Source organism: Prauserella salsuginis (assembly GCF_024648885.1).
In the GTDB taxonomy this organism is placed as follows: domain Bacteria; phylum Actinomycetota; class Actinomycetes; order Mycobacteriales; family Pseudonocardiaceae; genus Prauserella; species Prauserella salsuginis.
Genome location: NZ_JANBBF010000014.1, coordinates 124,242 through 147,286, shown reverse-complemented (window position 1 = coordinate 147,286; position 23,045 = coordinate 124,242). Strand labels below are relative to the sequence as shown.

Genomic DNA, 23,045 nt, shown 5'->3' with positions numbered 1-23,045 from the left:
CCCGGAGCCGGTGGCGCGCTGAGGTTCTGCCACCTGCACCGCTACGCAAGTCCGGCAGCAAACCTTGCCTTCGTTTCAGCTGAGGCGTTCGAGGACCATGGCCATGCCTTGACCGCCGCCGACGCACATGGTTTCGAGGCCGAACTGCTTGTCGTGGTGCTGCAGCGAGTTGATCAGCGTCGAGGTGATGCGGGCGCCGGTCATGCCGAAGGGGTGGCCGACGGCGATGGCACCGCCGTTGACGTTGACCTTGTCGAGGTCGATGCCCAGGTCTCGGTAGGAGGGGATGACCTGGGCGGCGAAGGCTTCGTTGATCTCGACCAGGTCCATGTCGCCGACGGACATGCCGGCGCGGGACAGTGCCTGCTTCGAGGCCTCGACGGGGCCGTAGCCCATGATCTCGGGCGAGAGTCCGGACACGCCGGTGGACACGATGCGGGCGATCGGGGTGAGGCCGAGCTGCTTGGCCTTGGTGTCGCTCATGATCACCAGCGCGGCGGCGCCGTCGTTGAGCGGGCAGGCGTTGGCTGCGGTGATCCGGCCGTCGGGGCGGAACACCGGCTTGAGGCCCGCCACGCCTTCGATCGTCACGCCGGCGCGGGGGCCGTCGTCCTTCTCGACGACCGTGCCGTCGGGCAGGGTCACGGGGGTGATGTCCTTGGCCCAGAAGCCGTCGGCGATGGCCTTCTCGGCGAGGTTCTGCGACCGCACGCCGAACTCGTCCATCTCCTCGCGCGAGATGCCCTTGAGTCGTGCGAGGTTCTCGGCGGTCTGGCCCATGGCGATGTAGACGTCGGGCAGCTGGCCGTTGGAACGCGGGTCGGTCCAGCTGTCGGTCTCCTTCTCGGCCGTGGCGGCGGTGCGGGCCTCGGCGTCGGCGAACAGCGGGTTGTGTGTGTCGGGCAGCGAGTCGGAGTTGCCCTTGGCGAATCGGGACACGGCCTCGACACCTGCGGAGATGAACACGTCGCCCTCGCCCGCCTTGATCGCGTGCAGGGCCATGCGTGTGGTCTGCAGGCTGGAGGAGCAGTAGCGGGTGATGGTGCAGCCGGGCAGGTGGTCGTAGCCGAGCAGGGTCGCCACGACGCGGCCCATGTTGAATCCGGACTCGCCGCCGGGCAGGCCGCAGCCGAGCATCAGGTCGTCGATCTCGGCCGGGTCGAGCTGGGGCACCTTGTCGAGGGCGGCGCGCACCATCTCCGCGGCGAGATCGTCGGGACGTTTGTCCACCAGCGAGCCTTTGCCCGCCCTGCCGATGGGCGAACGGGCTGCGGACACGATCACGGCTTCGGGCATGGTGGACACTCCTTCGGATCAACCTAAGCGGATGCTTACGTACATCCTGCCTGTCGGTTCGCGCCCTGGCCAGTGGCGGGCGCAACGCATCACTTCGGTGTCATCATCACGCCGTGTCGAATCACCGGAGCACAGCGTTACGGCCACGGACGATCGCACTGTGGGCCGTCGGACTGTTGCTGGTCGCCACTGCCGCGGCCACCACGATGCTGTCGCTGCTCGGCGGTGGCCGGCCCGAGGACCGCGCCAGACTGGACGCCCTGCGTACCGCATCGAGTCTGGTCATCGGGACGGGCGGCGGAGCCGCGCTGCTGCTGGCCGCCCGGCGGCAGCGGTCCAACGAGCTCGACCTCGAACAGCGTGACCACGACGCCACCGAACGCCGCATCACCGAGCTGTACGGCCAAGCGGCCGAACAGCTCGGCCACGAGAGCGCCGCGGTCCGGCTGGCGGGCATGTACGCGCTGGAACGTCTGGCCGCCGACCACCGGCCGCAACGCCAGACGATCGTCAACGTGCTCTGCGCCTATCTGCGCATGCCGTTCGACGATTCGGCCGAGGAACGGCAGGTCCGCTTCGCGGTGCAGCGGATCCTGCAGTTGCACCTGCGCCCCGACGTCGAGGACGCCTTCTGGGACGACATCGATCTCGACCTCTCCGGAGCGCGATTGCCGTGGTTCAACTTCTCGCGCTGCCGGATCCGCTCGCTGAACTGTCGCGGGGCGGTGTTCACGGAGCTCGCCACGTTCCGCGGAACCGAATTCGGATCCAAGGCCGATTTCGTCGAAGCACGGTTCCTCGATGACGCGGACTTCCGCAACGTGGACTTCGGACGGAACGGAAGCCAGTTCCGCGGCGCGCGTTTCGAGGGGCCGGTGCGGTTCGGCGAGCACACCGCCGCGAATCTCGCCGGCGCGGTGACCAGGACCGGAGTGGGACGCAGCTGGCCGCCGGGGTGGGAAGCGTGCGAATCGGAGGACGATCCGGGATGGGCCGACCTGCGGCAGGTCGAAACCGGTGAGTCACTCGGCGCGTCGTAGTGAACACAGTCCGCGAGCAAGGCCTTCGACACCGGAAAGGAGAGGACCGATGCGTGTCATGGGCAGCATGCCGGGCGGGGCGTCGGCGCCGCTTGTGGTGGTGAGCCGGCGGGGCGCGCGGTCGTGGCAGGCGGACTTCCGGCGTCGATCCGTGGTTTGGTGATGGCGGGGCGACGCGGGAAGCCCGCAGGCTCCCCGCGCCGCTCCGTGGCTCATCAACCGGTTGTGGTGATGCGGCCGTTGCCGCCCTCCGGGTACTGCTCGGCGGTGACGGAACCGTTCAGGCCCTCACTGGCGTAGCCCTCGACGGCCTGCTGGTAGGTGGTGCCGACCGAGGTGAAGTCCAGGTCGCCGAACGGGTAGCCGTCGCCGCCACGGGCCGAGAAGTCGTTGGTGGCGACCGAGATCGGCGCACCCTCCACGACCTGGCCGTTCTCGACCACCACGGTGCCGTCGTCGAGCGTCACGTTCTGCACCCGCTCGCCCGGCTCCAGCACCTCGCCGCTGTTCTCGTCGACGACCTGGGCCTTGGCGTTCGGGTCGTAGGTGAACTTCACGCCCGAGACCTGCATGAACGCGCCGGAAGCGTCGGGCGAGGCCGCCACGCCGCGCTCGAGCAGCTGGCGGAACACCTCCCGCGGCACCTCGGGCACGACCGCGACGAAGTTGGAGAACGGTGCGACGTCGTAGGTGTCCAGCGCACTGACATCACCCGCGGGCAGCGTCGAGTCGTTGCGGATACCGCCGCCGTTCTGGATACCGACCTGCGGTGGCGTCACGCCGTACTCCTCGGCCTGCTGTTCGCCCGTCCAGCGCAGGCTGTCGGCGACGAGGTTGCCGAGGTTCGTCTCCTTCGAGCGCACGTCGTTCCGGACGCCGTTCAGCGGCACCTCGCTGGTCGCCACGGTGGTGTCGGCCAGTTCCTCCAGGTGTTGTGCGACCGGCTCCTCCACCTCGGAACGGACCTTCTCGTCGCCGCGGACCGCGTCGGGGCCGACGCCGGACACGCGCACCGGGCCCGACTCGGCGTCGTCGACGCCGACGACCTCGCCGCGCCAGTTGAAGTTCAGCACCAGCCTGCCGACGTACTTGTAGTCGCCGGTCGTGGTGACGACGGGCACGCTGTTGCCGTTCGCGTCGTCGGCGTACAGCGGGAAGCCCCGCTCGGCCTCGTCACCGGGGATGAGCCGGTCGTCGTCGCCGGCGAGGATCTCACCGCCGCCCGCGCCGACGACCGCGTCCACGCCCTTCAGCTGCGGCACCAGTTCGAGCTCGTTGTCGATGTCCTGCAGGTGCGAGACGAGCAGCACCTTGTCGATACCACGGTCGGCGAAGTCGGAGGCGAGCGCGTTCGTCAGCTTCGCCATCCGGGGGTCGACCTCGACGTTCCTCGGGCTCGACAGCGACGGCAGTTCCGGCGTCGTCAGGCCGATCATGCCGATGCGCTGGCCCCGCGAATGCAGCACCTTGCTCTTGAGGATCGTGCCGTCCTTGGCGTGCGCGTCGAGCGTCGGCTCACCGGAGACGTCGACGTTCGCGCTCACGAAATCCAGTGAACCGTCGAACGCGGAGATGAAGTCGGCGAATACTTCCGGTCCGAAGTCGAACTCGTGGTTGCCGATCGTGGTCGCGTCGAAACCGATCTCCTCGACCGCGCGGGCGTCGTAGAACGGGGCACCGTCCTGCTGGCTGGCCGAGAACTCGGGGCCGGCCAGGAAGTTGTCGCCGCCGGATATCGAGACCTCGCCCCGCCACAACGCCTGGCCCGGCTTCGGCCAGCCCGTGACAACGTCCTTGCGCAGGTCGTCCATCACCGTGGCCATGCGCGACGGGCTGCCGTAGGGGTTCTGTCCGCCGTCGACGATCTCACCCTCGTCGGTGCCGTCGCCGGGCACACCGAGCAGCGCGGATTCCATGTCGTTGGTGAACAGGACGTTGAGGGTGAACACGGGGGCGTCGTCGAAGAAGCCGAACGCCTTCGCGTTCGGTGCGGCTCCGGCGACGCCACCGGACGTCGCCAGCAACGCGCTCGCGAGGGCGGTGGCGGTGGCAGCTCGCGCCACCCGCTTGTGCCGTCTCGGCAGGGCTTTCACGGCGGGGACTCCTTGTTACGGACGTGACGGTCGAAACGCCGTGAGCTAATCACAGTGGTCCTTTTCGGACAATGAAATCGAAAAGAACCCCGACTAACGATGTGCAACGGTCATCGGCTGATTACTCTGGCGGCATGGATTACGCCGAACACGTCATCGACCTCGTGGGAGACACCCCGTTGGTCAAGCTGAACTCCGTGACCGACGGAGCAGGCCCCCTCGTGCTCGCCAAGGTCGAGTACGTCAACCCCGGTGGCAGCGTCAAGGACCGCATCGCGCTGCGGATGGTCGAGGCCGCCGAGGCGTCCGGGGAGCTCAAACCGGGCGGCACGATCGTCGAACCGACGTCCGGCAACACCGGCATCGGCCTCGCGATGGTCGCGCAGCGCAAGGGGTACCACTGCGTGTTCGTCTGCCCGGACAAGGTCAGCGAGGACAAGCGCAACGTTCTCGAGGCCTACGGCGCGCGGGTCGTCGTCTGCCCCACCGCCGTGCCGCCCGAGCACCCCGAGTCGTACTACAGCGTCTCCGACCGGCTCGTCACCGAGATCGACGGCGCGTGGAAGCCCAACCAGTACGCCAACCCGAGCAACCCCGAGAGCCACTACCACTCGACCGGCCCCGAACTGTGGCGGCAGACCGAAGGCAAGATCACTCACTTCGTCGCGGGCGTGGGCACCGGCGGCACGATCTCCGGCACCGGTCGTTACCTCAAGGACGCTTCCGAGGGCGCGGTCAAGGTCGTCGGCGCCGACCCGGAGGGTTCGGTGTACTCGGGTGGCGCCGGTCGGCCGTATCTCGTCGAAGGCGTCGGCGAGGACTTCTGGCCGGAGACCTACGACCGCGACATCGCCGACGAGATCATCGCGATCTCCGACGCCGATTCGTTCATCATGACCCGCCGCCTCGCCGCGGAGGAGGGGCTGCTCGTCGGCGGCTCGTGCGGCATGGCCGTGGCGGCCGCGGTGGAACTGGCCAAGCGGTGCGACCCCGACGACGTCATCGTCGTGTTGTTGCCCGACGGTGGCCGCGGCTACCTCGGCAAGGTCTTCAACGACTCGTGGATGGGGGCGTACGGGTTCCTGCCGCCCGACTCGACGGACGCAACCGTCGGCGACGTGCTGCGGCGCAAGGACGGCACGCTGCCGGACCTCGTCCACACTCACCCCCACGAGACCGTGACCGAGGCCGTGGCGATCATGCGCGAGTTCGGCGTGAGCCAGATGCCGGTCGTCAGCGCCGAGCCGCCCGTGATGGCCGCGGAGGTCGTCGGCGCCGTGAACGAACGTGATCTGCTCGACAAACTGTTCGGCGGCGAGGTCGCGCTCGCCGACATGTTGCAGACCCACATGTCCCCGCCGCTGCCCACGATCGGCGCCGGGATGTCGATCACCGCCGCCATCAACGCGTTGACCTCGGCCGATGGTGCGCTGGTGCTGGAGGGTGGCAAGCCCGCAGGCGTCGTCACCCGGCAGGACCTGCTGGCGTTCATCTCCGGACGCGAGTGACTACAGCTCGTTTTCGCACGCTGCCCAGCGGGGCGTTCCGGGTCACGATTAGGTGTATCCGCTAGCGTGTGCTCGAGCTAGAGACAGAAGGTCCTCGTCAAGGGGGTTCAAGCCCACATGAGTGCTCCGCAGCCACCGAACCAGCCCGGGGGTGGCGAGCAGCAGCCGCCGCAGGGGCAGCCGAGTGGTTCCCAGCCTGCCCAGGACGGCCCGTTCGAGTCGGCCGAGCCGACGCAGGTCGTACAGCCCGGCCAGTCGGATCAGGGTGGCCAGGCGCCGCAGCAGCCCGCCGATCAGGCAGGCAACGCGGCCCAGCCGCCGCAGCAGCCCGCCGACCAGGGCGGGGAGGCGACCCAGGTCGTCCAGCCTGCGCAGCCCGGTCAGCAGCCACCCCAGGGCGGCTCCGAGTCGACGCAGCTGGTGTCGCCCGACATGCAGCCGCAGGCGTCGATTCCGTACGCCCCGCCGCCGAGTGCGGCGGACAACCCCGCTGCGGTGAACCCCCAGGGCTACGGCGCTCCGCAGGGCCAGCAGGGGTACGACCCCTCGCAGGGCCAGCAGGGCTTCGGCGCACCGGGCCAGCCCGGCGGCGGCTTCGACCCGTCGCAGGGTCAGCAGGGGTTCGGTGCACCGGGCCAGCCCGGCGGCTTCGACCCCTCGCAGGGGCAGCAGGGCTTCGGCGCTCCCGGCCAGCCACCGCAGGGTGGTTTCGGCCAGCCGCCTCAGGGCTACGGCCCGCCTCCCGGTCAGCCGGGCGGCTTCGGCGGACCGCCTCCCGGCCAGTTCGGCAGCCAGCCCGGCTTCGGCGGCCAGCAGGGTGGCGGTAATCCGCAGCTGTTCGCGTGGATCGCCGGCGGTGCGGTCGCGCTTCTCGGTCTCATCGGCACGATCATGGCGATCACGTTGTTGTCCGAGCTTGCCGGTTACGTCGGCTACATCACGTTCTACTGCTGGATGTTGTTGCTGGGTGGCCTTGGGGCGTTGGCAGGCGGTGCGATGCATGCCATGGCGATGATGAACCCGATGCTCAAGAAGATCGCTCCGATCGCCGAGGCGGCCGGCGGGTTCTTGCTCCTGCTGTTCGCCATTTTGTTCCTGGCCGAGGGTGCTGGATCGTCGACGCGGATCGTGTTCGAGTTGATCTTCGGCTTGCTGGTGGTCGCAGTCGGGGTTGTCGGGCTCATCCCGCAGTCGGCGCAGTTCGTCGGACTCGGCAACACCGGTCAGGGAGGCCCTGGTGGTCCGGGTGGCTTCGGCGGCCAGGCCGGTGGTTTCGGCCAGCCGCCGCACGGCCAGCCCGGCGGGTTCGGTCAGCCGCCGCAGCAGCCGGGCCAGCCCGGTGGTTACGGTCCGCCGTCCGGTGGGTTCGCCCAGCCTGGCGGCCCCAACCCGCAGTCGGGCGGCTTCGGTCAGCCCGGTGGGTCCAACCCGCAGTCGGGCGGTTTCGGTGCTCCCGGTCAGCCGCCGCAGCAGCCGGGTCAGCCCGGTGGTTACGGTGGTCCGCCGCCGCAGGGGCCGCCTCCCGGCCAGCCGCCGCAGGGCCAGCCGCCGCAGTGGTGAGGCGCTGATCAGTAGCGCTCATCCGCCGGGTACGGACCGATCGTTGGTGAAAGGGTTCACGGACGCATGAGTGCGCCACAACCGCCGAACCAGCCGGCCTGGCCGGGACCGCCGCCCCACGGTCCCGGCGCACCGCAGGGCTTCGGTCTGCCGCAGCAACCAGGGGTCGGCGTACCCGGCGGGGCGGCTGCCGGACAACCCGGCGGCTTCGGTGGGCCACGACCCGGCCATTCGGGTCCCGGCGGCGGCAACTCGAACGTCGGCGGGTGGATCACCGGAGGCGTTGTCGGGCTCCTCGGTCTCGTGACTTTGATCCTTTCGATCACGCTCTGGGTGGACATCGGAAGCGCCCCTGACGTGCCGGAGGCCTCGGGGCAGGCAGACATGACCTACGAGCAATGCGTCCAGCAGCTTGGCGAGGGCCATGCGACCTGTGATCAGCTGCGCAATCTCCAGGAGGACGCCGAGGACGCGCGGGAACAGGCTGAAAGCACGGCCGCGACGCTCACGTTCTACGTCGTCATGTTGCTGTTTTCCGGCCTCCTCGCCGTCGCCGCCGGTGCATTGTGGGCGTTCAACGACAAGTTAGCCACGCCGCTACGTAGGAACGTGCCGATCATCGCTGCGGCTGGTGGCGTCGTGATGCTGGGGTTCTCGATCATGTTCCTCGACGAGGCCGGCAATGTGACGCGCGTTGTGCTCACCCTGATCTTCGGGATCCTGATCACTCTGGCGGGACTTCTCGGTTCGATGCACGGCACGGCTCGGATGCTCGGCGTCGGTCCGAAGCCCGGTGCCGGTGCCGGTGCTCCAGGGTCACCGGGTGGCTTCGGACCGCCGGGGCAGCCCGGACCGCCCGGCGGCTTCGGTGCTCCCGGTCAGCCGCCGCAGCAGCCGGGTCAGCCCGGTGGTTACGGTGGTCCGCCGCCGCAGGGCCAGCCGCCGCAGGGCCCGCCGCCGCAGTGGTGAGGCGCTGAACAAGAACGCACCACGACGCCCCGGTCGCTCGAGCGGCCGGGGCGTCGGCATTTCCCGTGTCGGGGTGTCCGACGCGCGTGGCCGCAATAGGGTGGGCACATGTCCCACGAATCCGCCGACACCGGCTTCTCCACCCGCGCCATCCACACCGGTCAGAAGCCCGACCCGCGAACCGGGTCGGTCATCGTGCCGATCTACCAGACCTCCACGTACGCCCAGGACGGTGTAGGCGGCACCAGGGAAGGCGACTACGAGTACTCGCGCACCGCCAACCCCACGCGCACCGCCCTCGAGGAGGCGCTCGCCGCGCTGGAGAACGGCCGCCACGCGCTGGCATTCGGTTCGGGCATGGCCGCCAGCGACGCCGTGCTGCGCACCACGCTGCGGCCCGGTGACCACCTGGTGCTCGGCAACGACGTCTACGGCGGCACGTTCCGTCTCATCGACAAGGTCCTCACCGGCTGGGGCGTCACCTACAGCGTGGCTCACCTGTCCGATGTGGACGAGGTGCGCGCTGCAATGCGCCCGGAGACGAAGCTGATCTGGTGCGAGTCGCCCACCAACCCGCTGCTGGGCATCTCCGACATCACCGCGCTCGCCGGGATCGCGCACGAGGGCGGGGCGAAGCTGGTCGTCGACAACACGTTCGCGACGCCGTACCTGCAGACGCCGCTCGACCTGGGGGCCGACGTCGTCGTGCACTCCACGACGAAGTACCTCGGCGGTCACTCGGATGTGGTCGGCGGCGCGGTCGTGACCGGCGACGACGACCTGCGGGAGCAGCTGTTCTTCCTGCGCAACTCGGCCGGAGCCGTGCCGGGGGCGTTCGACGCGTGGCTGACGCTGCGCGGCCTGAAGACGCTGTCGGTGCGTATGGAACGGCATTGCGACAACGCCGAGCGCATCGCGGCGATGCTGCAGAGCCACCCGAAGGTCTCGCGGGTGTACTACCCGGGCCTCGCCGAACACCCCGGACACGACGTCGCGGCCAAGCAGATGCGGCGGTTCGGCGGGATGGTCGCGTTCGACCACGTCGACGGGGAGCAGGCCGCGCTGAAGGCTGCCGCGGGCACGAACGTCTTCATCCTTGCCGAGTCGCTGGGCGGGGTGGAATCGCTGATCGAACACCCGGGCCGGATGACGCACGCCTCGGCCGAGGGGTCGTTGCTGCAGGTGCCGGCCGAGCTGGTGCGGCTGTCGGTGGGGATCGAGGACGCCGAGGATCTCGTCGATGATCTGCGGCAGGCGCTGGGCTGAGACTGGTGGCCCGGGTCGGTGCGGCGCAGGCGTCGGCCGCGGTGGCCCGGGCGAGCGCGGCAGTAATGGCTACGGCCGGTAGTTGCGGGGCGCCTCGTCGTTACCGCCGGCCGGGCCGTGCTGCTCGCCGGGACCGGTGGCGGGCAGGTCCTCACCGTCCACGCAACCGCCGATGAACTGCACGTTGTCGGCGTGGCGCACGTACTGGCCCTGATCGCCGCACGAGGCATAACCCACTGTGAACACCGCCGCTCCGGCCAGTGCCATGGCCGACACGATGCCGGCGAGCAGCGGTGTGACACGGCCCTGCGAGCGTGCGTCCCGCGGTGCCGACGGCCGTGCCATGCTGATCCTCCGGTCGTGGATTCGTCCCCCTGGGTCGGCTCCAGGGTACCCAATGCTCACGCGCGACATACACGGAAGCTCCGATCTCGGAGGGAGAGTCGTCACAGTCATGACCGCCACGCGGCTCGTCGACCTTGACCGCATTCTGCAAGCACGTGACCTGCTGGGCGGTGTCGTCCGCGTGACGCCGATGGAGCACGCGCGCGAGTTCGCCGACTCGTTCGGCGGTCCGGTCCATCTGAAGTGCGAGAACCTGCAGCGCACGGGCTCGTTCAAGGTGCGGGGCGCGTATACGCGGATCCACGGGCTCTCGTCGGAGGAACGGGCCCGCGGTGTGGTCGCGGCGAGCGCGGGCAACCACGCGCAGGGTGTCGCGCTGGCCGCGTCGCTGGTCGGCACGCAGGCGACCGTGTTCATGTCACGGAAGGCGCCGTTGCCGAAGGTCGCCGCCACGCGGGGCTACGGCGCGGACGTGCAACTCGTGGGCACGGCGTTCGAGGAGGCGTTCGCGGGCGCGGTCGAGTTCGCGGAGCGGACCGGTGCGGTGTTCATCCACCCCTTCGACCACCCCGACATCATCGCAGGCCAGGGCACGGTCGGACTGGAGATCCTGGAGCAGGTGCCGGACGTCGGCACGGTGCTCGTGTCCACCGGCGGGGGCGGGCTCGTGTCCGGTGTGGCGAGCGCGATCAAGGCGAGCAGGCCCGAGGTGCGGCTGGTCGGGGTGCAGGCGGACGCCGCGGCGGCGTTCCCGCCGTCGCTGGCGGCGGGCGCTCCGGTGGGGTTGGACAGCACGCACACGCTCGCCGACGGGATCGCGGTGGCACGGCCGGGGGAGCTGACGTTCGAGCACGTGACGGCGCTCGTGGACGACGTGGTGACGGTCGGCGAGGAGGCGCTGTCTCGGGCAGTGCTGAACTGTCTGGAGCGCCGCAAACTCGTCGTCGAACCCGCGGGCGCGGCACCGGTGGCGGCGCTGCTCGAACACGAGGGTGCTTTCGAACCGCCGGTCGTGGCCGTGCTGTCCGGCGGCAACGTCGATCCACTGCTGCTGATGCAGATCATCCAGCACGGTATGACCGCCGCGGCGCGGTACCTCTACGTCCGGCTGTGGGTGCCGGATCGGCCCGGATCTCTCGCGGGCGTGGTGACGCGGCTGAGCGAGCTCGGCGCGAACATCGTCGACATCGAGCACTCGCGCATCTCGGGCAGGCTCGGCATCGGCGAGGTCGAGGTGGCGTTGAAACTGGAGACGAGGGGGCCGCAGCACTGCGACGACGTCATCGCGGAACTGCAGCGCGCCGGCTACACGGTCGCCGCCGCCGACCACTGACGACGCACAGTAGTGCCCCCCCCCAAGGGCACCTTCGGGACGTTCAGCGCCCCGAAGGTGCCCTTGGGGCTTTTCTCCCTCCCCCGGGTCAGAGGTTGCCGCGGCGTTCTTGTTCCCGCTCGATGGCTTCGAAGAGGGCCCTGAAGTTGCCCTTGCCGAAGCCCAGCGAGCCGTGCCGCTCGATGAGTTCGTAGAACACCGTCGGGCGGTCGCCGATCGGCCTGGTGAAGATCTGCAGCAGGTAGCCGTCCTCGTCGCGGTCGACCAGGATGCCGTGCTCCTTCAACGTCTCGATCGGCACGCGCACCTCGCCGATCCGTGCCCTGAGCTCGGGGTCGTCGTAGTACGAGTCCGGGGTCGGCAGGAACTCGACGCCCGCTGCGCGCATGGCCTGCACGGTCGCGATGATGTCGCCGGTCGCCAGGGCGATGTGCTGGCAGCCCGCTCCGCCGTAGAACTCCAGGTACTCGTCGATCTGCGAGCGCTTCTTACCGACGGCCGGCTCGTTGAGAGGGAACTTGACGCGGTGGTTGCCGTTCGACACGACCTTGCTCATCAGCGCCGAGTACTCGGTGGCGATGTCGTCGCCGACGAACTCCGCCATGTTCACGAAGCCCATCACGCGGTGGTACCAGTCGACCCAGTAGTCCATGTCGCCGAGTTCGACGTTGCCGACACAGTGGTCGACGGCCTGGAACAGCCGCTTCAGGGCCCCCTCGGGACGGGGCACCGTGGACGTCCTCGCCACGTACCCGGGCAGGTACGGGCCGGTGTAGCGCGAACGGTCGACGAGCGTGTGGCGCGTGTCGCCGTAGGTCGCGATCGCGGCCATGCGCACGGTGCCGTGCTCGTCCGAGACGTCGTGCGGTTCGGTGAGCACGGTCGCTCCCTGCTTGCGGGCATGCGCCACGCAGCGGTCCACATCGGACACCTCGAGTGAGAGGTCCGTGACGCCGTCGCCGTGCTTGCGGTGGTGGTCCAGCAGTGCCGAATCGGGCCGCACGCCGCCGTTGATCACGAATCGCGCCGAGCCGGACTTCAGCACGAACGACTTGCGTTCGGCGTCACCGGTTTCCGGACCGGCGTACGCGACGAGCTGCATACCGAACGCGGCCTGGTAGAACCACGCCGTCTGGGTCGCGTTGCCGACCGCGAACACGACGGCGTCCATCGCCTTGACCGGGAACGGGTCGGCCGAGTCGTCGTGGTCGACCAGGCCGACGAGCCGTCGTAGCTGGTCGTATTCGATGTCGTCGATCGCCTGCTCTGCGGGGTTCATCGCTGATTCGGTCGTCATGGGGTGAGCATGAACCCGACGTGCAGAGTGAGCAATTGTCAGCGAAACAGCTGGACAATCTGCCGAGTTGTGTCACGGTATGTCAGATCAAAATGAGCAATCTGTCCAGGAGAAGTTCGCGATGGCCTTCGACGCGCTCGACGCCCGCCTGTTGTTGCTGTTGACCGATTCGCCGCGGCTGGGCGTGCTCGAGTGCGCGCGGCGGCTCGGCGTGGCGCGCGGCACCGTCCAGGCCCGCCTCGACCGGCTTACCACCGACGGGGTGCTCACGGGGTTCCCGCCGGAGCTGCGCCTCGACGCACTCGGCTACGGCCTCACCGCCTTCGCCGTGTTGGAGATCGCCCAGGGCCGGCGAGGGGAGGTCGCGGAGGCGCTCGCTGCGATCGACGAGGTGTGCGAGGTGCATGCGACGACGGGTCAGGGGGACCTGTTCGTTCGCATGGTCGCCCGCTCGAACGACGACCTGCAGCGGGTGATCGACGAGGTCGTCGGGGTTCCCGGCGTGCGCAGGACCTCGACGTCGATCGCGCTGTCGACACCCGTCGCGCCGCGGGTGCGGCCCCTGCTGGAGCGGATCGCCCGCGGCGAACGACCGTGACTCGCCGGTCGGCGACCGCGCCGGGGGTGCGGTGGCCGCGTGGTGGTGCCTGCCGGCCTCACCCGGACGTCTGCTGCAGGTACAGCGCCACCGACCGGTCGACGACCCGGCTCGCGCCGCCAATGATCGTCGCGTCCCACCAGGCGCCGTAGATGTCGTCGAACGCGAAGCCGGCGAGTAGCTGCCCGGCGCGGCGCACCACACTGGGCCGCTCGGGAATGTGGTTCGGGTAGCTGTACATGAACGCGACGAGCTCCCGGTTGGGCACGACCTGCACGATGTCGCCACTGCAGAGCGCGCCCGCACCGCCTGCCCCGTCGGTCCAGTGCAGCACGGTTCCGCCCGCGAAGTGCACCCCGAGGTTCACGAGTGTCAGGTCGTCGGCGAGGCGCAGCGTGTCGCCGTCCCAGAACTGGATGCGCTCACTCGGCCTTCCGACCCACTGGCGGTCATGTTCGTGCAGGTAGATCGGCACGTCGAAGGCGTCGGCCCAGTCGACCATGGTCGTGTAGTAGTGCGGGTGGCTGATCGCGATCGCCGTGATCCCGCCCAGCGCGGTGACGCGCCGGATCACCTCGTCGTCCAGATAGGCGACGCAGTCCCACAACACGTTCCCCGACGCGGCGGGGACGACGAGCGCGCGTTGGCCGATCGCGAACCGCTCCCGGGTGCCGACGCCGTACACGCCGGGCGCCTGCGGCTCGACCGCGACCGTGTAGTCGGCTGTGCGCAGCCGGGCCAGACTCGTCCACTGTTGACCGGACGACGGCACGTACTGACGTTCGTCCTCGCAGACGGGGCAGTCCGGCCGAGGCTCGGCGTACTGCGTCCCGCAGGTGAGGCAGATGGGCAGGTCGGCGCTCATGGCACCAGCCTGGCAGACCTCGCGGCGGCCGACCTGCGGGAAACGACCCGGTCCGGCGAACGGGCCGTGCCGACCCGAGTCGCGCAGGGCAGAACCGAGTCGACGGGACTCCCTCCGACGGGCCCGCGTGCGGTGCGGCATCGCGGACCGATGCGATCGCCGGGCGATGCGGACCCGATACGACAGCGGCTACCCGATACGACAGCGGCTACCCGATACGACAGCGGCTACCCGATACGACAGCGGCGCGTCCCGGATCCGATCCGGGACGCGCCGCTGTCGTGGTCGTCGGTGGTGTCGTCAGCTGGCGCTGTAGGGCACCGCCTTGAGCAGCTTGACCTTCTCGGTCTTGCCGTTGGGCAGCGGGTACTCCCGCGTCTCGCCCTCCTTGGCGCCGAGCAGCGCCTGCCCGAGCGGGGAGTCCGGCGAGTAGATCTCGAGCTCGCCCCCGCCGCCTTCTTCACGTGTCGCGAGCAGGAACGTCTCGGAGTCGTCATCGCCGTCGTACTGGATGGTCAGCACCATGCCCGGCTCGGCGATTCCGTTGTTGGACGGAGCCTCGCCGACCTTCGCACTGCGCAGGAGCTCCTGCAGGTGACGGATGCGGGCTTCCTGCTGGCCCTGTTCCTCACGGGCCGCGTGGTAGCCACCGTTCTCCTTGAGGTCGCCTTCCTCGCGGCTGTCGTTGATCTTCGCGGCGATGACCGGACGATTCTCGATCAACTCATCGAGCTCGCTCTTGAGCCTGTCGTAGGCATCCTGGGTCAGCCAGGTCACCTTGGTGTCGCTCACGGTCACCATCTCCTCCTAGCCTGCCGAGCCTGGGTGTGCAGGCCGGCCGCCACGCTCGACGGCGTGGTTCGAAATAAGGAAAGACACGGCCCCGCTAGGACCGTGCCGATGATGAAGACTACCACGAAACCGGGACCGAATGCCGCTCAGCACAATTACCGGCGGGCACTCGGCGAGCGTTTCACTCCGTTGGCCGCTAGGGGCTTGACAGATATCGCGGGATATCGTAGCTGCAGCCGTACACGTCCGCCGTGACGGGTCGGCCGATGCTCTGGATCACCGTGGAGACGCGTTCCAGGCCAGGTGCGACCAGTATCTCTTTCCGTCCACTTTCCTGGCCGGACTGGTTGCGCGCGCGTACGATGCACACCCCTTTCTGGTCGGGGTCGTTGCGGGAGACGTCGATGGTGATCTCCACGGCGTTGCCCGGCCGCTCCTCGTAGGTCACGCGCTGCGCTTCGATGGGCGCGCCGGCCAGGTTCTGATAACCGACATAGGCGGCGATACTGCTCGCGACCAGCGCGATCGCCGTGAACGTCCACACCTGCCACCGCCGCCGGCGTCGGTTCGGCTTCCGCGCCGCGCCGTACCGGTCGGCCAGCACGTCCCGCGTGTGCTGGGCGTCCGGCGGCGTCGCGTCGCCCGCCGTCGTGTCTCGGGCGGCGTCGTCGGACGTGGGCTCCTCGGGCAAAACGGAGGCCTCCCGGTCGGGACTGTCGTGGCTACCAGGAAGATGGATGTCATCCCCGGCGTTATGAGTATCCGGGGAGGCCCGCCGCGCGCGGGTTCGGGGTCGGCAGGCCGGTCTCGGCCCGCCGGTGAGGCCGCGCAGTGGGGCGCGGGAAGCGGGCCGGCGGCGGGACGTCGGCCCCGCAGTGGACAGCAGCGGATACAGCACAGGTGTGAGAGGGGTCTGGTCGGTCATGACTGGATCGAACGGAACTGGATCGGTCGACACCGGGCAGGCGGAGGCGAGCAAGGGGTTGCGGCTCATGGCCGTGCACGCCCATCCCGACGACGAGTCGAGCAAGGGCGCGGCCACCATGGCCCGGTACGTCGCCGAGGGCGCCGAGGTGATGGTCGTGACCTGCACGGGTGGCGAGGCCGGTGACGTGCTCAACCCGGCGATGGACCGCCCCGAGGTGCACGAGCACATGGACGAGATCCGTCGCGAGGAGATGGCCACCGCGGCGAAGATCCTCGGAGTGCAGCACCGCTGGCTCGGCTTCGTCGACTCGGGCCTGCCGGAGGGTGACCCGCTGCCGCCGCTCCCTGAAGGCTGCTTCGCCAGGGTGCCGTTGGACGAGCCGACCGAGGCGCTCGTGCGGGTCATGCGCGAGTTCCGCCCGCACGTCGTGGTCACCTACGACGAGAACGGCGGCTACCCGCACCCGGACCACATCCGCACGCACGAGGTGTCGATGGCCGCGTTCGACGCCGCCGCGGATCCGGACCGGTTCCCGGACGCGGGCGAGCCGTGGCAGGCGCTGAAGGTCTACTACGTGCACGGTTTCTCCCGTGCCCGCATCACCGCGTTCCACGAGGCGCTGCTCGAGGCGGGGCAGGAATCGCCGTGGGCCGAGTGGCTCGAGCGGTGGGACCCGGACAAGCCGGACATCATGGAGCGGGTGACCACGCAGGTGCCGTGCTCCGAGTGCTTCGAGCAGCGTGACGACGCGCTGCGCGCACACGCGACACAGATCGATCCGACGAGCCGGTGGTTCGCCGTTCCGCTCGAGACCCAGCGCGAACTGTGGCCGACAGAGGAGTACGAGCTGGCCCGCTCGCTTGTCGACAGCACCGTTCCGGAGGACGATCTGTTCGCGGGTGTGCGAGAGAAGGTGAATCCCTGATGTTGCCTGCGGCGATGACCGGACCGGCGATGACGGCGACCGAGGTGCTGACGCAGCAGCAGGACACCGGCGGGCAGGGGCAGGACTTCGGCAAGTCCTCCCCGGTCGGGCTGTTGCTGATGCTCGTGTTCCTGATCGCGGTCGTCTTCCTGGTGCGGTCGATGACCAAGCACCTCAAGCGGGTGCCCGCGAACTTCGACGACTCCGGAAATGACGCCGGGGAGGGCGCCGACGAGGACGGCTCCGGGGAAGTCGGCGGTGACGGCGATGCCGCGGGTGAGGCCGAGACGGTGTCGGCCGGGCCCGGCGACAAGGCCAAGCCCGACGAGTCCTGACGTCCGCAGGCGCGGCCGCGGTCGTCAGGCGAACAGGAAGACGTGCCCGGACGGCAGCCGTAGGGGCGCGAACGCCGTGGCAGGCCGGTCGGCGACCTGGATGACGGCCGTCCACGCCGGCGGTTCGCCGGTCCGGGTGCTGAACACGGCGCCCGTCAGGGGAAGTCCGAGGCGGTCGCGGTAGAAGCCGGCCGCGGCGGTCGGGGTGATCGACGTGTGCACCATGCGTCGCGGCGCACCAGGGATCGCCGGATGTGTCCAGCCTGCGAACCTGCCGGGCTGCCACAGTGAGACGGTCGCGCCGAACGGATCGACGACGGTGGCGAGTACGCCGAGGCCCGCGATCGGCGACGGCGGAATGACCGAGGTGGCGCCCTCGTCGACGGCGGCATCGTGTGCGTGGACGGCGTCGACGACCGCCACGTAGTAGCTCACGTGGGGTTCGGTCCCCGGCGGATAGGCCCCGCTGTGGAGACTGCTCAGTCCCGCCATCCAGTGGCCCTCGAACCGGGCTTTCCGTGCCGTCGCGGGGTCCCGTCGGTCCTCCGGGTCGACGACGCATTCCCAGCCCAGCACGGCATCCAGTTCCCGCCCCGTTGCGTCGAGGTCGGGCGTCTTGATGTCCATCCAGCAGAACTCTCCGGCCGGGCGCATATCGAGGATCGTGAACGTCCGATTGGTCCGGTGCAACCGGAATGTTCTCGTCGCTGTCGGCAGCGGCGCGGCCGCGGTCGTGAAGGACCGCATCGTGCTGTCGCCGAGGCTGTCCATGACCGATCGCTCGGTCAACGGGTTTCGGTGGCCGGCCGTCGCAGGAAGAAGATGATCAGCTCACGTAGGCGTGCAGAGTGCCGACCGTGCGGAAGCCGAGACGTTGGTAGAGCGAGAACCCGTCCGGACTGGACTGCAGGGTGGCTGTCCGCTGCCCGCGCCCTCGCGCCTCGGCGAGGAGGACCTGCAACAGCCGGGCACTCAAGCCCTGGCGCCGGTGATCGGGATGAGTGACCACCCACTGCACCGAGGTATCGGAACCGACGTCGAGGGCGACTGCGGCGCTGACGAGCCGGCCGGAGTGGTCGCGGATGCCGTAACCGTGTCCCACCTCCGGCGGGAATGCGGCCAGGAGCGGCCCCAACGCCTGCTGCCGGTAAGCCAGATCGTTGAGTGCGCCGATCTCGCCGAACTCGGCAGCGCCCACGGTGCCGGCTTCGTTCCGCTCGGAACCGGTCTCCGGCTCCGGCAGGTCCCGTGCCATGGCAGGCATCGCCACCTCGGGTTGCTCGCGACGACCGTCCGGCGCGCCGGAGCTCGTCCACAGGCAGTGCGGGAGATGCTCGCCGGTGGACGGAGTTGTCGTTCCGACCGGGACGGCTGCGGCGTCGATCCAATGGTGGTTGTCGGCCCAGGGCACTACGGCGCCGAGCGCATTCGCCCTGCGGATCTCGGTGGCATCCGAGCCGTAGCGGCCCAGCGCCGCGAGGGCTTCGCCCAGGCCGGCCACCGACTGTCGGAGCAAGGCCTGATCCTCGGATTCGGTACTCGACATGGCGCTCACGCTAGCCGGGCACGTCGATGTTGACCATGGAACGGAGAGGATCGGCGGCAGGACGGCGAGTGCCTGCGGGGGAGCGCCATCGGCGGACAATGTGGTGTCCGTCGGCCTCGCGCCGCCGAGCCGCGACCGGATCCCGCTCCGAGACGGGTGTGCGGCCTCGGAGCGCAGCGTGTGACCGAGCGGCTCGGACCGGGTACGTCCGCGGCGGCGGGCACACGTGCGTGGCGCGCGGTGACAGGGGAGACTCTCGGTATGGCCAATCGCCTTGCGAACTCGACGAGCCCGTACCTGCTCCAGCACGCCGACAACCCGGTCGACTGGTGGCCCTGGTGCCCTGAGGCCCTGGCCGAGGCGGCCGAACGCGACGTGCCGATCCTGCTGTCGATCGGCTACGCGGCCTGTCACTGGTGCCACGTCATGGCGCACGAGTCGTTCGAGGACGACGACATCGCCGCGGTGATGAACGAGCACTTCGTGAACATCAAGGTCGACCGCGAGGAACGTCCGGACCTCGACGCCGTCTACATGTCCGCCACGCAGGCGATGACCGGCCAGGGCGGCTGGCCGATGACGTGTTTCCTCACCCCGGAGGGCAAGCCGTTCCACTGCGGCACCTATTTCCCGCCCCGGCCGGTGCACGGCATGCCCGCATTCAGCCAGGTGCTCGACGCGGTGGCGAAGGCGTGGTCGGAGCGACGGGACGAGCTCGTGGAGGGCGCGGGCAAGGTCGTCGACCACGTCGTGGAGCAGTCGGGCCCGTTGCGCCAGCAGACGCTCGACGACGAGGCGCTCACCGGTGCCGTCGGAAAGCTGCGGCAGGAGACCGACCCCGGTTACGGCGGCTTCGGTGGGGCGCCGAAGTTCCCGCCGTCGATGGTGCTGGAGTTCCTGATCCGCCACTACGAGCGCACCGCCAACCCGGCCGCGTTGTCCATTGTGGAACTGACGGCCGAGGGGATGGCGCGCGGCGGTATCTACGACCAGCTCGCCGGTGGGTTCTCGCGGTACTCGGTCGACGGCCGTTGGGTCGTACCGCACTTCGAGAAGATGCTGTACGACAACGCGTTGCTGTTGCGGGCGTACACGCACATGGCGCGCCGCACCGGCCATGAGGGCGCTCGCCGTATCGCCATCGAGACGGCCGAGTTCCTGCTGCGGGACCTGCGCACCGAACAGGGCGGTTTCGCCGCATCACTCGACGCCGACACCGACGGTGTCGAAGGGCTCACGTACGTGTGGACGCCGCAGCAGCTCGTCGAGGTCCTCGGCGACGACGACGGAGCGTGGGCCGCGGAGGTCTTCGCCGTCACGGAGGAAGGCACGTTCGAGCACGGCACCTCGACGCTGCAGTTGCCCGCCGACCCGGACGACACCGAACGCTGGCGGCGCGTGCGCGAGACGTTGCTGGCGGCGCGGGACCGGCGACCGCAGCCTGCGAGGGACGACAAGGTGATTGCCGCGTGGAACGGGCTGACGATGGCGGCGCTGGCCGAGGCGGGTGTGGCGCTGGCCCGCCCGGAGTGGGTCGAGGCCGCGAGCGAGGCGGCTCGGTTGGTGCTGGACGTCCACGACGTCGACGGGCGGCTGCGGCGCAGTTCCCGTGACGGCGAGGTCGGCGATGCCGCCGGCGTGCTGGAGGACTACGCGTGCACCGCGGACGGACTCCTCGCACTGCATCAGGCGACCGGCGAGGCCGCGTGGCTGACCGAGGCACTGCGACTGCTCGACGAGGCGGTCGACCGGTTCGCCGCCGAGGCGCCAGGGGCGTTCCACGACACGGCCGACGACGCGGAGGAGCTGTTCAGCAGGCCTGCCGACCCGACGGACAATGCGAGCCCGTCGGGCGCGTCCGCGTTGGCGAGCGCCTTGTTGACGGCGTCGGTGCTGGCGGGGCCGGACCGGGCGAGCCGGTACCGGTCGATCTGCGAACAGGCCGTCGCGCGGGCGGGTGCGCTGGTCATGCAGGTGCCGCGGTTCGCGGGCAACTGGGCGGCGGTGGCGGAGTCGCTGTTGGCAGGGCCGGTGCAGGTCGCCGTGGTCGGGGAGACGGAGTCCTCGCGTTCGGAGCTGCTGGCGACGGCGTCGGAACGCGTGCCGGGCGGCGCGGTCGTCGTGGCGGGCGAACCCGAGTCGGGTGGGGAACTCGACGCGGGCGGGGTGCCGTTGTTGGCCGACCGGCCGCTGGTCGACGGCGAACCCGCTGCGTACGTGTGCCACGGGTACGTGTGCGACCGGCCGGTGACCGACCGCGAAGACCTGGTGCGTGCGCTCGCCCGCTGACTCCGGGGCCGGAGCTCGGCAAGCCGAGTCCGGTGCGGCGACACCCGTGTCGCCGGGCGCCGCCGCCGTCGCCCGAGTGTCCACTGTGGTGCCGCGCGGCAGGGTGAAGCCTGCCGGGGCGCGGAGCGTGTCACAGTGCGCTCGCCCGGCCCGTCCGGCACGCTGGCGGCATGAACTCCCTGACAGACGTCCTCGACGGCCGGTGGGCGGGTATCCGCCGTGACGTGCGTGCGCAGGTGGCCGGTACGGCCCAGCCCGATGCCTACGGCCTCGACCGCGAGGAGCACCGCGCGCAGGTGCTGGGGCAGCTGCACGAACTCGCCGCGACGGGCAGGCCGCATCTGGGCTTTCCCGTCGCCTACGGCGGTAAGGGCGACATCGGCGGGACGATCGTCGCGTTCGAGATGCTCGGGTTCGGCGACCTGTCGCTGATGGTCAAGGCCGGCGTGCAGTGGGGGCTGTTCGGCGGCGCGGTGGAACTGCTGGGCACGACGGAGCACCACGAGAAGTACCTCCGGTCGATCATGGACCTGGAGTTGCCGGGGTGCTTCGCGATGACGGAGTACGGCCACGGTTCGGACGTGCAGAACCTGCGCACCACGGCCACGTACGACCCGGCCGCCGAGGAGTTCGTGATCCACACGCCGGACTCCTCGGCGCGCAAGGAGTACATCGGCAACGCCGCGAGGGACGGGCGGATGGCTGCGGTGTTCGCCCAGCTCGTCACGGGTGGCGAGAGCCGTGGGGTGCACGCCTTCCTGGTGCCGATCCGTGACGACGCGGGTGTCGCGATGCCGGGTGTGACGATCGAGGACTGTGGGCACAAGGCCGGGCTCAACGGCGTCGACAACGGACGGCTGACGTTCGACGAGGTGCGCGTGCCGCGGACGGCGCTGCTGAACCGCTACGGCGACGTCGCCCCTGACGGCACGTACGCCAGCCCGATCGAGAGCGACGGCAAACGGTTCTTCACCATGCTCGGCACGCTCGTGCGCGGCCGGGTCAGCGTCGCGGGCAGCGCGGGCAGCGCGACGAAACGGGCGTTGACGATCGCGGTGCGGTACGGCGATCGGCGCACGCAGTTCGAACGCCCCGGCACCGACGACGAGGTAGTCGTGCTCGACTATCTCGGCCACCAGCGCAAACTCCTGCCCGCGTTGGCGACGACGTACGCGCTGCACTTCGCGCAGGAAGAACTCGTCGCCACTCTCGACGAGCTGCAGCGCACCGAGGAGCCCGACGAACGAGCTCGCCGGGAGCTCGAATCGCACGCCGCGGGTGTGAAGGCGGTCGCGACGTGGCATGCGACGTCGACGATCCAGGCCGCGCGGGAGGCGTGCGGCGGGGCGGGCTACCTCGCCGAGAACATACTGCCGCAGCTCAAGGCCGACACCGACGTGTTCACCACGTTCGAGGGCGACAACACGGTGCTGTTGCAGCTCGTGGCGAAGGGTCTGCTGACGAGCTACAAGCAGGAGGTGCAGGACCTCAGTCCACTCGAGACCGCGCGGTTCGTGGCGGAGCAGGTCGTCGACACCGTGATCGAACGGACCTCGGCGCGCAAGGTGATCGAACGGATCATGGATGCGAGCCCGCGCCGGGACGACGAGGACTCGTTGTTCGACCGCGCCTGGCAGATCGCTGCGTTCGAGGACCGCGAGGAGCACGTGCTCGACAGTCTCGTGAAGCGGTTGCGGAAAGTGGGCCGTGACAACAGTTTCGAGGTGTTCAACAGCGCGCAGGACCACGTGCTGCGGGCGGGTCGCGTGCACGTGGACCGGATCGTGCTGGAGGCGTTCGTCGGCGCGATCGACCGGTGCGCCGACCCGGACGCCAAGGCGTTGCTCGAGCGCGTGTGCGACCTCTACGCGCTGGCCAACATCGAGGCCGACCGGGCGTGGTTCCTCGAGCACGGCCGGTTCACGGCCCAGCGGGCGAAGGCCGTCGTGGCGGCGGTGAACGAGCTGTGCGGCGAGTTGCGCCCGCGGGCCCGCGAACTCGTCGACGCGTTCGCCGTCCCGGAACAGTTCCTGGCCGCGCCGATCATCGCGGGATAGCGG

General features: G+C 69.7%; 20 protein-coding genes. 11 read left to right on the top strand and 9 right to left on the bottom strand.

Annotated elements, in window-relative coordinates; translation table 11 throughout:
• Window positions 1–75: 75 nt before the first annotated feature.
• Entirely contained in the window at window positions 76–1,296 is a 1,221-nt protein-coding gene (locus tag LY40_RS23230; protein ID WP_258938132.1) for an acetyl-CoA C-acetyltransferase, read from the bottom strand.
• Between the two features lie 113 nt (window positions 1,297–1,409).
• On the opposite strand from LY40_RS23230, the gene LY40_RS23225 reads away from it, so the two are divergent.
• The gene (locus tag LY40_RS23225; RefSeq protein ID WP_258938131.1) at window positions 1,410–2,336 is read left to right on the top strand and encodes a pentapeptide repeat-containing protein; all 927 of its coding nucleotides are present in this window, start codon (window positions 1,410–1,412) and stop codon (window positions 2,334–2,336) included.
• A 215-nt stretch (window positions 2,337–2,551) separates the two neighbouring features.
• Here the strand turns inward: LY40_RS23225 and LY40_RS23220 are convergent, their stop codons facing one another.
• A complete protein-coding gene (locus LY40_RS23220; protein WP_258938130.1) occupies window positions 2,552–4,429 on the bottom strand; it encodes a bifunctional metallophosphatase/5'-nucleotidase in 1,878 nt (625 codons plus the stop codon).
• Between the two features lie 134 nt (window positions 4,430–4,563).
• Between LY40_RS23220 and LY40_RS23215 the strand changes: the two genes are divergently transcribed.
• From LY40_RS23215 to LY40_RS23200, 4 genes are all read left to right on the top strand, one after another.
• Window positions 4,564–5,937, top strand: a complete 1,374-nt coding sequence (locus LY40_RS23215; protein WP_183783110.1) for a cystathionine beta-synthase — start codon at window positions 4,564–4,566, stop codon at window positions 5,935–5,937.
• 117 nt (window positions 5,938–6,054) lie between these two features.
• Entirely contained in the window at window positions 6,055–7,497 is a 1,443-nt protein-coding gene (locus LY40_RS23210; protein WP_258938129.1) for a hypothetical protein, read from the top strand.
• A gap of 66 nt (window positions 7,498–7,563) precedes the next feature.
• Window positions 7,564–8,466 carry a hypothetical protein gene (locus tag LY40_RS23205; protein ID WP_258938128.1) on the top strand — a complete coding sequence of 301 codons (903 nt, stop codon included), beginning with the start codon at window positions 7,564–7,566 and terminating at the stop codon, window positions 8,464–8,466.
• Window positions 8,467–8,574: 108 nt separating this feature from the next.
• On the top strand, window positions 8,575–9,732 hold the full coding sequence (locus tag LY40_RS23200; RefSeq protein WP_183783114.1) for a cystathionine gamma-synthase: 1,158 nt from the start codon (window positions 8,575–8,577) through the stop codon (window positions 9,730–9,732).
• 69 nt (window positions 9,733–9,801) lie between these two features.
• On the opposite strand, the gene LY40_RS23195 is transcribed toward LY40_RS23200, so the two are convergent.
• Window positions 9,802–10,077: a hypothetical protein gene (locus tag LY40_RS23195; protein WP_228726017.1), complete on the bottom strand. Its 276-nt coding sequence runs from the start codon at window positions 10,075–10,077 to the stop codon at window positions 9,802–9,804.
• Window positions 10,078–10,186: 109 nt separating this feature from the next.
• On the opposite strand from LY40_RS23195, the gene ilvA reads away from it, so the two are divergent.
• On the top strand, window positions 10,187–11,410 hold the full coding sequence (gene ilvA / locus LY40_RS23190) for a threonine ammonia-lyase (RefSeq protein WP_183783116.1): 1,224 nt from the start codon (window positions 10,187–10,189) through the stop codon (window positions 11,408–11,410).
• Between the two features lie 88 nt (window positions 11,411–11,498).
• On the opposite strand, the gene hppD is transcribed toward ilvA, so the two are convergent.
• Window positions 11,499–12,707: a 4-hydroxyphenylpyruvate dioxygenase gene (gene hppD / locus LY40_RS23185; protein ID WP_258938127.1), complete on the bottom strand. Its 1,209-nt coding sequence runs from the start codon at window positions 12,705–12,707 to the stop codon at window positions 11,499–11,501.
• 121 nt (window positions 12,708–12,828) lie between these two features.
• Between hppD and LY40_RS23180 the strand changes: the two genes are divergently transcribed.
• Complete coding sequence (locus LY40_RS23180; RefSeq protein WP_183785477.1) at window positions 12,829–13,305, top strand: Lrp/AsnC family transcriptional regulator; 477 nt, start codon at window positions 12,829–12,831, stop codon at window positions 13,303–13,305.
• Between the two features lie 58 nt (window positions 13,306–13,363).
• Here the strand turns inward: LY40_RS23180 and LY40_RS23175 are convergent, their stop codons facing one another.
• The 3 genes from LY40_RS23175 to LY40_RS26645 all read right to left on the bottom strand — a co-directional run bounded on the left by LY40_RS23175 (window position 13,364) and on the right by LY40_RS26645 (window position 15,887).
• Window positions 13,364–14,170: an MBL fold metallo-hydrolase gene (locus tag LY40_RS23175; RefSeq protein ID WP_183783119.1), complete on the bottom strand. Its 807-nt coding sequence runs from the start codon at window positions 14,168–14,170 to the stop codon at window positions 13,364–13,366.
• Between the two features lie 300 nt (window positions 14,171–14,470).
• Window positions 14,471–14,968 (bottom strand): transcription elongation factor GreA, encoded by a 498-nt coding sequence (gene greA, locus LY40_RS23170; protein WP_183783121.1) that lies wholly within the window; start codon window positions 14,966–14,968, stop codon window positions 14,471–14,473.
• Between the two features lie 190 nt (window positions 14,969–15,158).
• Window positions 15,159–15,887, bottom strand: a complete 729-nt coding sequence (locus LY40_RS26645; RefSeq protein WP_183783123.1) for a DUF4307 domain-containing protein — start codon at window positions 15,885–15,887, stop codon at window positions 15,159–15,161.
• Between the two features lie 67 nt (window positions 15,888–15,954).
• Here LY40_RS26645 and mca point away from each other — a divergent pair, with 67 nt between their 5' ends.
• Complete coding sequence (gene mca, locus LY40_RS23160) at window positions 15,955–16,815, top strand: mycothiol conjugate amidase Mca (protein ID WP_183785479.1); 861 nt, start codon at window positions 15,955–15,957, stop codon at window positions 16,813–16,815.
• Window positions 16,815–17,150, top strand: a complete 336-nt coding sequence (locus LY40_RS23155) for a hypothetical protein (RefSeq protein ID WP_372497770.1) — start codon at window positions 16,815–16,817, stop codon at window positions 17,148–17,150. The genes mca and LY40_RS23155 overlap by 1 nt, the downstream gene beginning before the upstream one ends.
• A 24-nt stretch (window positions 17,151–17,174) precedes the next feature.
• On the opposite strand, the gene LY40_RS23150 is transcribed toward LY40_RS23155, so the two are convergent.
• Together LY40_RS23150 and LY40_RS23145 are read right to left on the bottom strand one after the other, a co-directional pair.
• Window positions 17,175–17,939 carry a VOC family protein gene (locus tag LY40_RS23150; protein WP_258938126.1) on the bottom strand — a complete coding sequence of 255 codons (765 nt, stop codon included), beginning with the start codon at window positions 17,937–17,939 and terminating at the stop codon, window positions 17,175–17,177.
• Window positions 17,940–17,976: 37 nt separating this feature from the next.
• On the bottom strand, window positions 17,977–18,696 hold the full coding sequence (locus tag LY40_RS23145; protein WP_258938125.1) for a GNAT family N-acetyltransferase: 720 nt from the start codon (window positions 18,694–18,696) through the stop codon (window positions 17,977–17,979).
• A gap of 261 nt (window positions 18,697–18,957) precedes the next feature.
• Between LY40_RS23145 and LY40_RS23140 the strand changes: the two genes are divergently transcribed.
• Window positions 18,958–20,985, top strand: coding sequence for a thioredoxin domain-containing protein (locus tag LY40_RS23140; protein ID WP_258938124.1), 2,028 nt, complete (start codon window positions 18,958–18,960; stop codon window positions 20,983–20,985).
• A gap of 170 nt (window positions 20,986–21,155) precedes the next feature.
• Window positions 21,156–23,042, top strand: coding sequence for an acyl-CoA dehydrogenase family protein (locus LY40_RS23135; RefSeq protein ID WP_183783131.1), 1,887 nt, complete (start codon window positions 21,156–21,158; stop codon window positions 23,040–23,042).
• Window positions 23,043–23,045 lie beyond the last annotated feature (3 nt).

Bases quoted from the DNA above. Each gene is read 5' to 3' on its own strand.
- LY40_RS23145 (WP_258938125.1), bottom strand. From the start codon at position 18,696: ATGTCGAGTACCGAATCCGAGGATCAGGCCTTGCTCCGACAGTCGGTG.
- LY40_RS23200 (WP_183783114.1), top strand. From the start codon at position 8,575: ATGTCCCACGAATCCGCCGACACCGGCTTCTCCACCCGCGCCATCCAC.
- LY40_RS23155 (WP_372497770.1), top strand. From the start codon at position 16,815: ATGTTGCCTGCGGCGATGACCGGACCGGCGATGACGGCGACCGAGGTG.
- LY40_RS26645 (WP_183783123.1), bottom strand. From the start codon at position 15,887: ATGACCGACCAGACCCCTCTCACACCTGTGCTGTATCCGCTGCTGTCC.
- LY40_RS23205 (WP_258938128.1), top strand. From the start codon at position 7,564: ATGAGTGCGCCACAACCGCCGAACCAGCCGGCCTGGCCGGGACCGCCG.
- LY40_RS23230 (WP_258938132.1), bottom strand. From the start codon at position 1,296: ATGCCCGAAGCCGTGATCGTGTCCGCAGCCCGTTCGCCCATCGGCAGG.
- LY40_RS23215 (WP_183783110.1), top strand. From the start codon at position 4,564: ATGGATTACGCCGAACACGTCATCGACCTCGTGGGAGACACCCCGTTG.
- ilvA (WP_183783116.1), top strand. From the start codon at position 10,187: ATGACCGCCACGCGGCTCGTCGACCTTGACCGCATTCTGCAAGCACGT.
- LY40_RS23140 (WP_258938124.1), top strand. From the start codon at position 18,958: ATGGCCAATCGCCTTGCGAACTCGACGAGCCCGTACCTGCTCCAGCAC.
- LY40_RS23175 (WP_183783119.1), bottom strand. From the start codon at position 14,170: ATGAGCGCCGACCTGCCCATCTGCCTCACCTGCGGGACGCAGTACGCC.
- LY40_RS23195 (WP_228726017.1), bottom strand. From the start codon at position 10,077: ATGGCACGGCCGTCGGCACCGCGGGACGCACGCTCGCAGGGCCGTGTC.
- LY40_RS23210 (WP_258938129.1), top strand. From the start codon at position 6,055: ATGAGTGCTCCGCAGCCACCGAACCAGCCCGGGGGTGGCGAGCAGCAG.
- LY40_RS23135 (WP_183783131.1), top strand. From the start codon at position 21,156: ATGAACTCCCTGACAGACGTCCTCGACGGCCGGTGGGCGGGTATCCGC.
- hppD (WP_258938127.1), bottom strand. From the start codon at position 12,707: ATGACGACCGAATCAGCGATGAACCCCGCAGAGCAGGCGATCGACGAC.
- mca (WP_183785479.1), top strand. From the start codon at position 15,955: ATGGCCGTGCACGCCCATCCCGACGACGAGTCGAGCAAGGGCGCGGCC.
- LY40_RS23180 (WP_183785477.1), top strand. From the start codon at position 12,829: ATGGCCTTCGACGCGCTCGACGCCCGCCTGTTGTTGCTGTTGACCGAT.